Source organism: Massilia polaris, from assembly GCF_012927275.1.
Taxonomy (GTDB): Bacteria; Pseudomonadota; Gammaproteobacteria; order Burkholderiales; family Burkholderiaceae_D; genus Telluria_A; species Telluria_A polaris.
Genome location: NZ_JABBGG010000003.1, coordinates 38,547 through 52,365, shown reverse-complemented (window position 1 = coordinate 52,365; position 13,819 = coordinate 38,547). Strand labels below are relative to the sequence as shown.

Sequence of the window (13,819 nt, the reverse complement as noted above, 5' to 3'; positions counted from 1 at the left end):
GAATTCGCTCCTTGCGGCCGCCTGCGGCCCGCCTGGCGCTTGCCTGTCATATTGTTTCGCTTGAGGTTATCAATGAAATTCCAACGTAAGCTGGCCGCCGCTGCGGTCCTGTCCGCATTGTCCACGCTGTCCCACGCCCAGTCCGCGCCGCAGGGCACTGACGCGGCCATTCCGAAAGTGGTCGTTACCGCCACCCCGTTCCGCGCCGCCGAAGGCGACCAGATCCTGACGCCGGCAAAGATCCTGTCCGGCGACGAACTGCGCGACAAGGTCGGCGGCTCGCTCGGCGAAACGCTGTCGCAGGAGCTGGGCGTATCCGCCTCCGGCTTCGGCCCCGGCGCATCGCGCCCGATCATCCGCGGCCTGGAAGGTTCGCGCGTCAAGATGCTGGAAAACGGCATGGCCGTCTCCGACGTGTCCGGCCTGTCGAACGACCACGCGGTCGCCGCCGAAGGCGCGGTGGCGCGCCAGATCGAAATCCTGCGCGGCCCGGCTGCGCTGCTGTACGGATCGGGCGCGATCGGCGGCCTGGTGAATGTGGTCAACGAACGCATCCCGACCCACCTGGAACAAAAGCCGGTAGGCCAGGCCGAAGTGCGCTACGGCACGGTCGACGACTCGCGCAATGCCTCGGGTTCGATCGATGCGGCGGCTGGCGCGATTGGTTTCCACGTCGACGGCAACATCCGCCGCGCCCATGACTACAAGATTCCCGGCCCACGCGCCCTTGGCGACGACAGTTCGCCGCGCGGCCGCCTCAGCGATTCGTTTACCCGCCAGGAAACCGGCGGCGCCGGCGCCTCGCTGATCGGCGATTGGGGCCATGTCGGCGCCTCGTTCTCGCTGCTGGACAGCCTGTACGGCATTCCAAGCGGCGAAGGCGCGCGCATCGACCAGTCGCAGACGCGCTACGACATCGACAGCCTGGTCAACACACCGTTTGACGGCGTCGAAAGCTTCAAGTTCAAGCTTGGCTACACCGATTACCAGCACACCGAACTGGACGCGGCCAACGAACCGGAAGTGAAATTCACCAACCGCTCGCTGGAGTCGCGCTGGGAACTGGCGCACAAGCCGCTGGCCGGCTGGCACGGCACGCTCGGCATGCAGACCGAGAATACCCACTTCGCGGCGCTCAGCGAACACGAGGACCACACCACGGTGCCGGCCACCCATTCGACCTCGGTGGCCGGCTTCCTGGTCGAGGAGCGCGACTTCGGCAAGCTGCGCATGAACGCCGGTGTGCGCCTGGAATCGGTCAAACGCCGCCCGTCCGGCATGCAGAAGCGCGACTTCGACCTGGCCTCGTATTCGATCGGCGGCATGTATCCGGTATTGCCCGGCTATAGCGCGGGCATGACGCTGTCGGTGGCCCAGCGCGCACCCGCGACCGAGGAACTGTATTCGGAAGGTCCGCACCACGCCACCGAAACCTTCGACATCGGCAATCCGGACTTCAAGAAGGAAACCTCGCACAACATCGAGCTGACCGTGCAGAAGACCACGGGTCTGGTGCGCTGGAAGGCCAACCTGTTCGAAAACAAGGTCAAGGACTTCGTGTTCGGCCACATCACCGGCGTGCTGGTCGAGGAAGAAGGTGAAGAGCTGCGCGAACGCATCTTCGAGCAAGCCGACGCCCGCATCCGCGGCGCGGAAGCCGAGATCGGCTACAACCAGCTCGGCCAGGGCCTGTCGCTGCGCGCCTTCGCCGACACCTCGCGCGGCAAGCTTGAGCGCGGCGACAGCCTGCCGCTGCAGCCTGCCAAGCGCGTCGGCTTCGACCTCGGCTACCGCAAGGGTCCGCTGCGCACCGGCATGTCGCTGATGCGCGCGATGGAACAGGACCGCCTCGCCAGCGTCGAAGAAACGGCAACGCCGGCCTACACCCAGCTCGGCGCCAACCTGTCGTACACGCAGAAATACCGCAGCCACGACCTGACCTGGTTCCTGCTCGCGAAGAACCTGCTGGACGAGGATATCCGCCTGTCGACCTCGCTGCTGAAGGACGTCTCGCCGCTCCCTGGCCGCAATTTCGTGTTCGGCGTGCGCACCCGCTTCTAAGCGCCCGCGACGGCAGGAATCGCGCATACGCGTTTCCTGCCGCAATCAACCCCGTTGTGAGAGATCATTCCGGGGTTTTTTTACGCCGCCATAGCGCGCCACGCCGAGAGCACGCTTGTGCGCAGTCAAACCGGCGCATCCTTCCCGAATTAAGATTTTATCAATAATTATCTGTATTGCCTGGCGCCCGCCGCCGCCCAATCCTGCAAGTTCACGGCCCGCGAGCCGGAGGATGCGAATGAACCGCCAGAATATCTCCCGCGAGAACTATCAAACTTACGTCTGGTTCAGGCACGCGGCCGAGGCTGGAAATGCGTATGCGCAGTTCAACCTCGGATTGATGTACAAGAAGGGCGACGGCATCGAGCGCGACTACGCGCGCGCCTTCCGCTGGCTGCGCCAGGCCGCGCTGCAGGGACTGGCATTCGCCCAGAACCACCTCGGCGCGCTGTACTACAACGGCCGCGGCGTGCAAAAAAGCGATGCCGAGGCCGTCTACTGGTTCCGCCACGCAGCCGAGCAGGGCGACGCCTCCGCCCAGCAAAATCTCGGCCAGATGTACAAAAAAGGGCGTGGCGTCGAGCAAAGCCACGAACTCGCGCTGGCCTGGTTCTACCGCGCCGCGGAGCAGGGCGTCGCCAGCGCGCAAAGCCTGCTGGCCGAGTGCTACCTGTACGGCCGCGGCGCCGCCGTCAATTACCCGCTCGCCATGGCCTGGTTCCGCAAGGCCGCCGTGCAGGGCGACGCCATCGCCCAGCTCCACCTCGGCATGATGTACAAGCGCGGACTGGGCGTGGAGGCCAGCGCGGCGCAGGCCGTGTGCTGGTTTCGCCAGGCCGCCGCGCAAGGCAACGCGGGTGCCCAGCGCGAACTGGGCCTGGCCTATGCCGACGGACTCGGCGTGCGCGCCGACCCGCTGCGCGCCTGCGCCTGGCTGCAACGCGCCGGCGACCAGGGCGACAAGGAATCCCAATACAAACTGGGCACGATGCTGGCAAGCGGCCAGGGCGTCGAGCGCGACGAAGCGCGCGCGCTGGCCTGGTACCAGCGCGCGGCAGAGCACGGCCACATGATGGCCCAGTACAACCTCGGCAGCATGTACGCCACCGGCCGCGGCACCGGGCGCGACGAGAACAAGGCGCTCGAGTGGTACCGCCGCGCCGCCGAACAGGGCGCGCCGAACGCCCAGTTCAACCTCGGCGTCATCTACGCGACGGGGCAGGGCGTGACCAGGGACGAAGTGCAGGCCGCCCAGTGGTACCGCATCGCCGCCGAGCAGGGCGATCCCAGCGCGCAGAACAACCTCGGGGTCATGTACGCCAACGGCCAGGGCGTACCGCAGGACGACCACATGGCCGTGTTCTGGTACGGCCAGGCAGCCGAGCAGGGCCACGCGCTGGCCCAGTACAACCTCGGCGGCATGTACGGCAGCGGGCGCGGGGTCGCGCGCGACGCGGTGCGCCAGTACATGTGGATGCTGCTGGCGGCCGACGCCGGCGACCAGACTGCCAGCGCCAACAAAAGCATCGTCGCGCGCCGCCTCACGCCCGCCGAGATCGGTTCGGCGCTCGACCTGTCGCGCCGCTGGGTGATGGAGCGCGGCCGCCTCACCCAGGTCGAACGCGGCGTGTAATTACGCGGAATCGCAACGTTATCCCATCTGCCGCCGGTGCAACGCCGGAGGTCGCCAGACGCAGCATTTCGCGCTATCATCGTGTCGGCAATTCCCAGCCTTAAGACTCTTTTCCGAAAGATGCCATACATATGCAACTGAGACATGCATCCATTCTCGTCGGCTTGCTCGCCACACTCGGCGCACCGGCCATGGCGCAAGTGTGCGCCCCTGCAGGCGTTACCATCGCCTACCCGGTCACCAAAAAAGTCGACCAGCAGGACAACTACCACGGCACCACGATCGCCGACCCGTACCGCTGGCTGGAAGACGCCAACAGCGCCGAGACCAAGGAATGGGTCGATGCGCAGAACAAGGTTACGCAATCCTACCTCGGCCAGATCCCTGAGCGTGAAAACATCCGCCAGCGCCTGACCAAGCTGTGGAACTACGAGCGCTTCAGCGTCCCGTACAAGGAAGGCGGCCGCTACTTCTACACCCGCAACGACGGCCTGCAACCGCAGTCGGTGCTGTACACCATGAAAGCCCTGAGCGACACGCCGCGCGTGCTGCTCGACCCGAACACCCTCGCAGCCGACGGTACCGTCGCGCTGGCAGGCGCCGCGGTCAGCCGGGACGGCAAGCTGCTCGCCTACGGCACCGCCGCCTCCGGCTCCGACTGGACCGAATGGAAAGTGCGCGACATCGAAACCGGCAAGGACCTGGCGGACCACCTGAAGTGGGTCAAGTTCTCCGCGACCGCATGGGCCAAGGACGGCAAAGGCTTCTTCTACAGCCGCTACGACGAGCCGAAGGAAGCCACCAAGCTGGCCGACGTCAACTACTTCCAGAAGCTGTACTACCACAAGGTCGGCACGCCGCAGAGCGCCGACACGCTGGTGTACGACCGTCCTGACCAGAAGGAATGGGGCTTCCGCGCCGTAGTCACCGACGACGGCAAGTACCTCTTGATCACCGCGACCAAAGGCACTGCGCCGAAGTACCGCGTGTTCTACAAGGACCTGAGCCGCGCCGACTCGAAAGTCGTCGCGCTGGTGGACGAGTTCGAAGCATCGTACGACTTCATCGACAACGACGGATCGGTGATGTACTTCGCCACCGACAAGAACGCACCGCGCAAGCGCATCGTCGCCATCGACGTCCGCAAGCCGCTTGAGGCGAACTGGAAGCAGGTCGTACCTGAATCCAAAGAAACGCTGATGGGCGCCAGCCTGCTCAACAACCAGCTCGTGACGGAATACCTGGCTGACGCGCGCAGCATGGTCAAGGTCTTCGACCTCAAGGGCAAAGCCGTGCGTGAAATCGCACTGCCGGGCATCGGCTCGGCATCGGGCTTCAACGGCAAGCGCAAGGACAGCGAGACCTTCTACGCGTTCACCGGCTTCACCAACCCGACCACCATCTACCGCCTCGACCTGAAGAACGGCAAGAGCACGGTGTTCCGCCAGCCGAAGGTCGACTTCGACCCAAGCCAGTATGAAACCCGTCAGCAGTTCTACACCAGCCGCGACGGCACCAAGGTCCCGATGTTCATCGTGTCCAAGAAGGGCCTGAAGATGGACGGCAGCAACCCGACCTACCTGTACGGCTACGGCGGCTTCAACATCTCGCTGACCCCGACCTTCTCGCCGGCCAACCTGGCATGGATGGAAATGGGCGGCGTGTATGTGGTTGCCAACCTGCGCGGCGGCGGTGAATACGGCGAGCAATGGCACGCCGCGGGCACCAAGCTGCAAAAGCAGAACGTGTTCGACGACTTCATCGGCGCGGCTGAATGGCTGGTAGCCAACAAGATCACCGCGCCATCGAAGCTGGCGATTGGCGGCGGCAGCAACGGCGGCCTGCTGGTTGGCGCGGCGATGACGCAACGTCCGGAACTGTTCGGCGCGGCCATTCCGCAAGTCGGCGTGATGGACATGCTGCGCTTCCACAAGTTCACGATCGGCTGGGCCTGGACCTCGGACTACGGCTCATCGGAAAATGCGGACGAGTTCAAGGCGCTGGTCAAGTACTCGCCGCTGCACAACCTGAAATCGGGCAGCTGCTACCCGGCGACGATGGTCACGACGGCTGACCACGACGACCGTGTCGTACCAGCGCACAGCTTCAAGTTCGCGGCCGCAGCGCAGGCCGCGCAAGCTGGCGGCGCGCCGATCCTGATCCGCATCGACACGAAGGCAGGCCATGGCGCCGGCAAGCCGACGGCGAAGGTGATCGAAGAAGTAGCCGACCGCTGGGGCTTCCTGTCGCGTGCGTTGAAGATGAGCGAACCGACGAAAGTCGCCGCCCAGTAATCAGCGACACCCCAAACGAAAAAGCGCACGCGGCTCCGGCCCGTGCGCTTTTTTCTTACCCTCAACTTCCCCAACGTCGGGGTCCGTCCCCGGGGACGGACCCCGATGGGTTTTGCAACGCTTTAAAACGATTGAATGTTAACGGTGGACTACTACCAGCAGCGCCTTGGCTTCGGATTTGCCGGTGTTGCGAATGATGTGGTCCTGGTCGGCCGGATAGCGCGCGGTGCCGCCGAGCTTGAGCTTGCGCTTGCTGGTGCCGACTTCCACCTCAACCGAACCGTGCGTGACGGTCAGGTGCTCGCTGGTGCCCGGATCATGCGCCTGCGACGCCAGTTCGCCGCCCGGCGCCAGGGTCAGCTCATACCACTCATACTTGCCCGCCATTTCCATCGGTCCGAGGATGCGCAGGATGTAGCCGGCGTGCGCGCCGGGCAGGGTGGGGGTTTCGTGTGCGTCCAGCACGCGGATCGTCTCGACTTCGCGCGTGTCCGACGCCAGCAAATCCCCGATCGGCACGCCCAGCGCGTTGGCCAGGCGCCACGTGATGGCAATGGTCGGATTCGCTTTTTCGCGTTCAATCTGCGATAACATCGACTTCGATACGCCCGCGATACGCGACAGATCCTCCAGCGTCAGGCCGCGCGCAAGGCGCAGCCGCTGCAGGGTTGCCCCGACTTCGGGCGGGGAGTTGGTCGACAGGGGTGTATTCATCAGCACGCTTATGTAATTTGCAAGTTATTGGATTACCCAAACTGTTGCTTGCCAACTTCACTGGGCTTGGGTAATATCCATTATATTGAATTCGAGTTCGACATATCGGATAAAGACGAAATGATCGAACAGGTACAAGATCTGCAACTACGGTACAGCATTGTGCAACAGTCGGTCAAGCAACCGGCACCACCACGACGAGGATAAAGATGAGCGATCAAGCCAAAAACGCGTTTTTCAGCGGCCTGCAGCAGAACCTGGACACGCTGCGCGAGCAGGGCCTGTACAAGCCGGAGCGCGTGCTCGCATCGCGCCAGGGCGCCGAAGTGGTGGCCGAAGACGGCCGCAAGCTGATTAACATGTGCGCGAATAACTACCTCGGCCTGTCCGGCGACCTGCAAACGCAGCAGGCGTCGATCGAGGCGACCGAGAAGTATGGCTACGGCCTGTCGTCGGTGCGCTTCATCTGCGGCACCCAGACTGTCCATAAGCAGCTTGAAAAAGCGCTGTCCGACTTCCTCGGCACCGAAGACACCATCCTGTACGCAGCGGCTTTCGATGCCAACGGCGGCGTGTTCGAGCCGTTGTTCGACGAGAACGATGCGATCATCTCCGACGCGCTGAACCACGCTTCGATCATCGACGGCATCCGCCTGTGCAAAGCGGGCCGCTACCGCTACGCGCACAACGACATGGCCGACCTCGAAGCGCAGCTGCAGGCTGCCACCGCGGCCGGCAAGCGCCACAAGGTCATCGTGACCGACGGCGTGTTCTCGATGGACGGCACGATCGCCCAGCTGGACAAGATCTGCGACCTGGCCGACAAGTACGGCGCGCTGACCATGATCGACGAATGCCACGCGTCCGGCTTCATGGGCAAGACCGGCCGCGGCACCCACGAGCACCACAACGTCATCGGCCGCATCGACATCATCACCGGCACGCTCGGCAAAGCCCTCGGCGGCGCGATGGGCGGCTTTACCGCGGCGCGCAAGGAAGTCGTCGACACGCTGCGCCAGAAGTCGCGTCCTTACCTGTTCTCGAACACGCTGGCGCCATCGATCGCCGGCGCATCGCTGTCGGTGCTCGAGCGCCTGTCGAAGTCGACCGAACTGCGCGACCGCCTGCACGAGAACACCGCCTTCTTCCGCGCCGAGATCGAGCGCATCGGCTTCATCATCAAGCCGGGCACCCACCCGGTCGTCCCGGTGATGCTGTTCGAAGCGCCGGTCGCACAAAAATTCGCCGCCCGAATGTATGAACTGGGCGTGCTGCTGTCGGGCTTCTTCTATCCGGTGGTGCCAATGGGCCAGGCGCGCGTGCGCGTCCAGCTGTCGGCGGCGCACACCCGCGAGCAGCTTGAAACGGTACTCAAGGCATTCGAACAGGCCGGGCGCGAGCTGGGCATTCTCAAGAACTAAGAACAACAGGATTATCATGGAACGCATTCTCATCATCGGCGCCAACGGCCAGATCGGCAGTGAACTGGTCGAGGCGCTGGCCCTGCAGCACGGCGCGCAGAACGTCATCGCATCGGACATCGGCGCCACCAACGTGTACAAGGCAGCGCGCTACACCCAGCTCGATGTGCTTGACAAGGCAGGCCTGGCGAAATTCGTCGCCGACGAAGGCATCACCCAGGTCTACCAGCTGGCGGCGCTGCTGTCGGCCACCGGCGAACGGGCCCCGCTGAAGGCGTGGACCCTGAATATGGACGGCCTGCTGAACATCCTCGAAGTGGCGCGCGAGCGCGGCGAGGCAGGCAAGCCGCTGCGCATCTTCTGGCCTTCGTCGATCGCGGCCTTCGGCCCGAACACGCCGGCCGTCAATACGCCGCAGTACACGGTGATGGACCCCACCACGATCTACGGCATCAGCAAGCTGGCCGGCGAGCGCCTGTGCGAGTACTACTTCACCAAGTACGGCGTCGACGTGCGCAGCATTCGCTACCCTGGCATCATCAGCTTCAAGTCGCCTCCTGGCGGCGGCACCACCGACTACGCCATCGCGATCTTCCACGCGGCGCTGCGCGGCGAGCGTTACGACTGCTTCCTCGGCCCTGAAACCACGCTGCCGATGATCTACATGCCTGACGCGATCCGCGCTACCATCGAACTGATGGAAGCCCCGGCGGACAAGGTGCAGATCCGTTCGTCGTACAATGTGGCTGGCCTGTCGTTCAATCCGGCCGAACTGGCCGTCGCGATCACGCGCTCGGTCCCCGAGTTCAAGGTCGCGTACGAACCGGACAGCCGCCAGGCGATTGCCGATACCTGGCCGAAGAGCCTGGACGACAGCCGCGCCACCAGCGATTGGGGCTGGAAAGCCCGCATCGGCCTGGAACAGATGGTCACCGACATGCTCGAGAATATCGACGTCGGCCTGACCAAAGCTGCCTGAGCTGCTTCACCCAAAAAACGACAAAATATAAAGAGACAAGCTGATGGACATGAGCGTATTCGACCTGTTTAAAATCGGCATAGGGCCGTCGAGTTCCCACACCGTGGGACCGATGGTCGCCGCACGCCGCTTCCTGGTCGAATGCGGCTCGCTGGACAACGCTGTCGGCATCGAAGCGGCCTTGTATGGATCGCTGGCCCTCACCGGTGTGGGACACGCGACCGACAAGGCGGTGATCCTTGGCCTGATGGGCGAAACGCCGCAGGATGTCGATCCGGAAGCGGTCGAAGACCAGCTGGCCGAAGTCGAACTCGATGGCAAGCTGCGCCTGCTCGGAACGCACGAGGTGCCGTTCAATCGCGCCACCGACCTGGTCTTCCACAAGCGGACCAGCCTGCCCGAGCATCCGAATGGCATGCGCTTTACGCTCAAGCTGGCCGATGGCAGCGTCATTGAAAAGGTGTTCTACTCCGTCGGCGGTGGATTTATCCATGCGGCCGGCGAGGCGGAAGGAAGTCCTGACGCTCCGCCATCGACGCCGGTGCCGTTCCCGTTCGATACGATGGTGCAGCTGCTCGCCCATGGCCAGGAATCCGGCCTGTCGATCCCGCAGATGCTGCGTGCGAACGAGCGCGTTCGCATAAGCGACGAAGAACTCAACGCCGGCATCGACAAGATCTGGCACGTGATGAGCGACTGTATCGCGCACGGTCTCGTCACCGGCGGCCAGCTGCCGGGCGGCCTGAATGTGAAGCGCCGTGCGGCCACCTTGTGGAAGCAGTCCGAAGACAAGGGCGGCGACCGCACCAACGACCTGCCGCACGACGCGCTCCACTGCGTCAGCCTGTATGCGATGGCGGTCAACGAGGAAAATGCGGCCGGCGGGCGTGTCGTCACCGCGCCTACCAATGGCGCGGCGGGCATCATCCCGGCCGTGCTGCGCTACTACGCGGAGGACTGCCGTCCGAGCGACCCGGTCAAAGGTATTCGCGATTTCATGCTGACGTCTGCCGCAATCGGCATGCTGTGCAAGAAGAACGCGTCGATCTCCGGCGCCGAAGTTGGCTGTCAGGGCGAAGTCGGCGTGGCCTGCGCGATGGCTGCTGCCGGCCTGGTGGCGGCGCTGGGCGGCACCAACGAGCAGGTCGAGAACGCAGCCGAAATCGGCATCGAGCACCACCTCGGCATGACCTGCGACCCGATCGGCGGGCTGGTTCAGATCCCGTGCATCGAGCGTAATGGCATGGGCGCCATCAAGGCGATTACCGCGGCCTCGCTTGCGCTGAAGGGCGACGGAACACACTTCGTCAGCCTCGACTCGGTGATCGAAACGATGCGCCAGACCGGCGCGGACATGCAGGACAAGTACAAGGAAACGTCGCTGGGCGGCCTCGCCATCCACGTCGTGACGGTGAACCACCCGGCTTGCTGATTGTCGTTCCCGGGCTATAATAAACGTTCGATTTCATTGCTTTGTTATCCAGCGCTAGCCCAAACGGACGTTCCCACCTATGCATTACGTGTCTACCCGCGCTGCGTCAGCGGCCGCATCGCAAGCCCCCCGGCAGTTTTCAGACATCCTGTTGGGCGGCCTCGCCCCGGATGGCGGCCTGTATCTTCCTTCGGAATACCCGCAGGTGACCAGCGGCGAACTTGATGCGTGGCGCAAGCTGTCGTACGCCGACCTGGCCTATGAAATCCTCAAGAAGTTCGCGACCGATATTCCGGACGCCGACCTGAAGGCGCTCACTACCAAGACCTACACTGCCAACGTCTATCGCAACGCCCGTGACGGCGAGGCGGCAAAGGACATTACGCCACTGCGCGTGCTCGAGCAGGACGGCGACAAGACCCTGGTCCTGCAAGCGCTGTCGAACGGTCCGACCCTGGCCTTCAAGGACATGGCGATGCAGTTGCTGGGCAACCTGTTCGAATACACGCTGGCCAGGAACAACGCGGAGCTGAACATCTTCGGCGCCACGTCGGGCGACACCGGCAGCGCCGCGGAATACGCGATGCGCGGCAAGAGGGGCATCCGGGTGTTCATGCTCTCGCCGCACAAGAAGATGAGCGCGTTCCAGACCGCGCAGATGTTCAGCCTCCAGGACCCGAACATCTTCAACGTCGCCGTCGAAGGCGTGTTTGACGATTGCCAGGATATGGTCAAGGCAGTATCCAACGACCTCGATTTCAAGGCGCGCCAGAAGATCGGCACCGTCAATTCGATCAACTGGGCGCGCGTGGTCGCGCAAGTCGTCTATTACTTCCGCGGCTACCTGGCTGCCACGACCAGCAACGAGCAAAAGGTGTCGTTCACCGTACCGTCCGGGAATTTCGGGAACATCTGCGCCGGCCATATCGCCCGCATGATGGGCCTGCCGATCGACAAACTGGTCGTCGCGACCAACGAGAACAATGTGCTCGACGAGTTCTTCCGCACCGGCGTGTACCGCGTGCGCAAGGCGTCCGAGACCTACCACACCAGCAGCCCGTCGATGGACATCTCGAAGGCGTCGAACTTCGAACGCTTCGTGTATGACCTGGTCGGCCGCGACGCCAACCGCGTGCGCGCGCTGTTCCAGAAAGTGGAAACCGACGGCGGCTTCGACCTGTCCGGCGAGCCGGGCAGCGACGGCGACGAGTTCCGCCTCGTGGCCAACTACGGGTTTGTCTCCGGCAGTTCGAACCACGCCAACCGCGTGGACACGATCCGTGAAGTGCTCGACGACTACGGCATCACCATCGATACCCACACCGCCGACGGCATCAAGGTCGCGCGCGAACATATCGCCGCTGGCGTGCCGATGATCGTGCTGGAGACCGCGCTTGCGGCCAAGTTCAACGAGACCATTCTCGAAGCAGTCGGCATGGACGCGGAACGCCCGGCGGGTTTCGAGGACATCGAATCGCTGCCGCAGAAATTCATCGTCATGCCGCCGGATGTAGCGAAAATGAAGGCCTACATCGCGGAACACACCGGGCTGTGAGCATGAACCCTGCACCGAAACCCATGCTCGCGGTGAGCGAGGCGCTCGACTTCCTGATGGAGGCCGCGCGCCCCGTTAGCGAAACCGAAGCGGTGGCGACGCTGGATGCCAACGGCCGCGTGCTCGCCGCCGCCCAGGTCTCAACGCTCAACGTGCCTTCGGCGGACAACACGCAGATGGACGGTTATGCAGTTCGATCGGCCGACTGCGCGCGCGGCGACGCGACGCTGGCGGTCGGCCAGCGCATACCGGCTGGCCACGTTGGGCAATTCCTTGCGCCCGGACAGGCAGCACGCATCTTTACCGGTGCGATGATTCCCGATGGCGCGGACGCGGTCGTGATGCAGGAGCAGTGCGAAGCAGTGGCGCCCGACCAGGTGATCATTCGCCATGCGCCGAAGAGCGGTGAATGGATCCGCCGCGCCGGCGAAGACATCACCGCCGGTGCGGTGATCCTGCCTGCCGGCACACGCCTGCGAAGCCAGGAAATGGGACTCGCGGCCTCGGTCGGCCTGGCCAATGTGCCCGTGTTCCGCAAGCTCAAAGTAGCCGTTTTCTTCACCGGGGACGAACTGGCGATGCCGGGCGAGCCGCTGGCGCCCGGCGCTGTCTACAACTCGAATCGATTTACGCTGCGCGCACTGCTGGAAAACCTCGGCTGCATGATTAGCGATTTCGGCATCGTGCCGGACACGCTGGACGCGACGCGCGATATGCTGCGCAACGCGGCGCGCGAACATGACCTGATCATCACCTCTGGCGGTGTGTCGGTCGGCGAAGAAGATCACATCAAGCCGGCAGTCGAGGCGGAAGGGCGCCTGAACATGTGGCAGATCGCCGTCAAGCCAGGCAAACCGCTGGCGTTCGGCCAAGTGCGGCGCGCCGAAGGCAGCGCGTTTTTCCTGGGCCTACCGGGGAATCCGGTATCGAGCTTCATCACGTTCTTGCTGTTCGTGCGTCCGTTCATCCTGCGCCTGCAAGGCGTGCAGGGCGACGTCGCGCCGCGCGCCTTCAGCATGCGCGCCGATTTCAACTGGCCGAGGGCCGACCGCCGCAATGAGTTCTTGCGCGCGAAGATCAACACTAACGGCGGACTCGACCTGTTCCCGAACCAGGGTTCAGGTGTCCTCACCTCGACCGTCTGGGGCGATGGGCTGATCGACAATCCGCCGTCGAACGCCATCGCCGCGGGCGATACCGTCCGCTTCGTCCCATTCAGCGAATTACTGCACTAGGAAACACTATGGAAATTACGCTGCGATTTTTTGCCAGCGTGCGTGAAGCCGTCGGCACCGCGCAAGAGACTATGACGCTGCCGCCAGGCGTGACGACCGTCGGCGCGGTTCGCGAACACCTGATGGCGCGTGGAGGTGATTGGCAAACTGCCCTGGCCGCCGACCGTCCGCTGCGCACCGCGTTCAACCATGTCATGTGCCCGCCCGATACGCTGGTGGAAGCAGGCGGTGAAGTCGCCTTCTTCCCTCCAGTGACCGGCGGCTAGTCTTCGACCGTATCGCGGCACAGCGCGCACGCCTCGCCTTTGCGCGCGCTACGGTAGCGGAAGGCGGTAAATACCGCCGCCGTTACCACTCCCCAGAACAAGGACTCGGCCAGGACTCGTTCAGGTTCGCGGCCCTTCAGCAAACCGGCTGCCACCAGCAGGACGAAAGCGCCGCCAGCGACAACGGCATAGCGCCTGATCCAGAATCCCGTGCTTTTCATCGACTTCT

The 13,819-nt window shown here is 63.9% G+C and carries 11 protein-coding genes; 9 read left to right on the top strand and 2 right to left on the bottom strand.

All coding sequences use genetic code 11. The annotated features are described in order from the left end of the window. Positions 1 to 72 precede the first annotated feature (72 nt). The 3 genes from HHL21_RS06535 (at position 73) to HHL21_RS06525 (ending at position 5,988) form a co-directional block, all read left to right on the top strand. A complete protein-coding gene (locus HHL21_RS06535) occupies positions 73 to 2,061 on the top strand; it encodes a TonB-dependent receptor (RefSeq protein WP_169464465.1) in 1,989 nt (662 codons plus the stop codon). Positions 2,062 to 2,299: 238 nt separating this feature from the next. Further along, positions 2,300 to 3,694, top strand: a complete 1,395-nt coding sequence (locus tag HHL21_RS06530; RefSeq protein WP_169464464.1) for a tetratricopeptide repeat protein — start codon at positions 2,300 to 2,302, stop codon at positions 3,692 to 3,694. 131 nt (positions 3,695 to 3,825) lie between these two features. Beyond that, complete coding sequence (locus HHL21_RS06525) at positions 3,826 to 5,988, top strand: prolyl oligopeptidase family serine peptidase (RefSeq protein WP_169464463.1); 2,163 nt, start codon at positions 3,826 to 3,828, stop codon at positions 5,986 to 5,988. A 138-nt stretch (positions 5,989 to 6,126) separates the two neighbouring features. Here the strand turns inward: HHL21_RS06525 and HHL21_RS06520 are convergent, their stop codons facing one another. Beyond that, a complete protein-coding gene (locus HHL21_RS06520) occupies positions 6,127 to 6,702 on the bottom strand; it encodes a helix-turn-helix domain-containing protein (RefSeq protein ID WP_169464462.1) in 576 nt (191 codons plus the stop codon). Positions 6,703 to 6,911: 209 nt separating this feature from the next. On the opposite strand from HHL21_RS06520, the gene kbl reads away from it, so the two are divergent. The 6 genes from kbl to moaD all read left to right on the top strand — a co-directional run bounded on the left by kbl (position 6,912) and on the right by moaD (position 13,590). Further along, on the top strand, positions 6,912 to 8,123 hold the full coding sequence (gene kbl / locus HHL21_RS06515; protein WP_169464461.1) for a glycine C-acetyltransferase: 1,212 nt from the start codon (positions 6,912 to 6,914) through the stop codon (positions 8,121 to 8,123). 16 nt (positions 8,124 to 8,139) lie between these two features. Next, positions 8,140 to 9,102, top strand: a complete 963-nt coding sequence (locus HHL21_RS06510; RefSeq protein ID WP_169464460.1) for an NAD-dependent epimerase/dehydratase family protein — start codon at positions 8,140 to 8,142, stop codon at positions 9,100 to 9,102. Between the two features lie 43 nt (positions 9,103 to 9,145). Continuing rightward, positions 9,146 to 10,534, top strand: a complete 1,389-nt coding sequence (locus HHL21_RS06505; protein ID WP_169464459.1) for an L-serine ammonia-lyase — start codon at positions 9,146 to 9,148, stop codon at positions 10,532 to 10,534. A gap of 79 nt (positions 10,535 to 10,613) precedes the next feature. Continuing rightward, the gene (gene thrC / locus HHL21_RS06500) at positions 10,614 to 12,089 is read left to right on the top strand and encodes a threonine synthase (RefSeq protein ID WP_169464458.1); all 1,476 of its coding nucleotides are present in this window, start codon (positions 10,614 to 10,616) and stop codon (positions 12,087 to 12,089) included. A 2-nt stretch (positions 12,090 to 12,091) separates the two neighbouring features. Next, positions 12,092 to 13,324, top strand: a complete 1,233-nt coding sequence (locus HHL21_RS06495; protein WP_169464457.1) for a molybdopterin molybdotransferase MoeA — start codon at positions 12,092 to 12,094, stop codon at positions 13,322 to 13,324. An 8-nt stretch (positions 13,325 to 13,332) separates the two neighbouring features. Further along, the gene (moaD, locus tag HHL21_RS06490; protein ID WP_169464456.1) at positions 13,333 to 13,590 is read left to right on the top strand and encodes a molybdopterin converting factor subunit 1; all 258 of its coding nucleotides are present in this window, start codon (positions 13,333 to 13,335) and stop codon (positions 13,588 to 13,590) included. Here moaD and HHL21_RS06485 read toward each other — a convergent pair. Next, positions 13,587 to 13,811: a hypothetical protein gene (locus HHL21_RS06485; RefSeq protein WP_169464455.1), complete on the bottom strand. Its 225-nt coding sequence runs from the start codon at positions 13,809 to 13,811 to the stop codon at positions 13,587 to 13,589. The two genes, moaD and HHL21_RS06485, sit on opposite strands and share 4 nt — an antisense overlap. Between the last annotated feature and the right edge of the window lie 8 nt (positions 13,812 to 13,819).

Bases quoted from the DNA above. Each gene is read 5' to 3' on its own strand.
- thrC (WP_169464458.1), top strand. From the start codon at position 10,614: ATGCATTACGTGTCTACCCGCGCTGCGTCAGCGGCCGCATCGCAAGCC.
- HHL21_RS06510 (WP_169464460.1), top strand. From the start codon at position 8,140: ATGGAACGCATTCTCATCATCGGCGCCAACGGCCAGATCGGCAGTGAA.
- HHL21_RS06525 (WP_169464463.1), top strand. From the start codon at position 3,826: ATGCAACTGAGACATGCATCCATTCTCGTCGGCTTGCTCGCCACACTC.
- HHL21_RS06495 (WP_169464457.1), top strand. From the start codon at position 12,092: ATGAACCCTGCACCGAAACCCATGCTCGCGGTGAGCGAGGCGCTCGAC.
- HHL21_RS06530 (WP_169464464.1), top strand. From the start codon at position 2,300: ATGAACCGCCAGAATATCTCCCGCGAGAACTATCAAACTTACGTCTGG.
- moaD (WP_169464456.1), top strand. From the start codon at position 13,333: ATGGAAATTACGCTGCGATTTTTTGCCAGCGTGCGTGAAGCCGTCGGC.
- HHL21_RS06505 (WP_169464459.1), top strand. From the start codon at position 9,146: ATGGACATGAGCGTATTCGACCTGTTTAAAATCGGCATAGGGCCGTCG.
- HHL21_RS06485 (WP_169464455.1), bottom strand. From the start codon at position 13,811: ATGAAAAGCACGGGATTCTGGATCAGGCGCTATGCCGTTGTCGCTGGC.
- kbl (WP_169464461.1), top strand. From the start codon at position 6,912: ATGAGCGATCAAGCCAAAAACGCGTTTTTCAGCGGCCTGCAGCAGAAC.
- HHL21_RS06535 (WP_169464465.1), top strand. From the start codon at position 73: ATGAAATTCCAACGTAAGCTGGCCGCCGCTGCGGTCCTGTCCGCATTG.
- HHL21_RS06520 (WP_169464462.1), bottom strand. From the start codon at position 6,702: ATGAATACACCCCTGTCGACCAACTCCCCGCCCGAAGTCGGGGCAACC.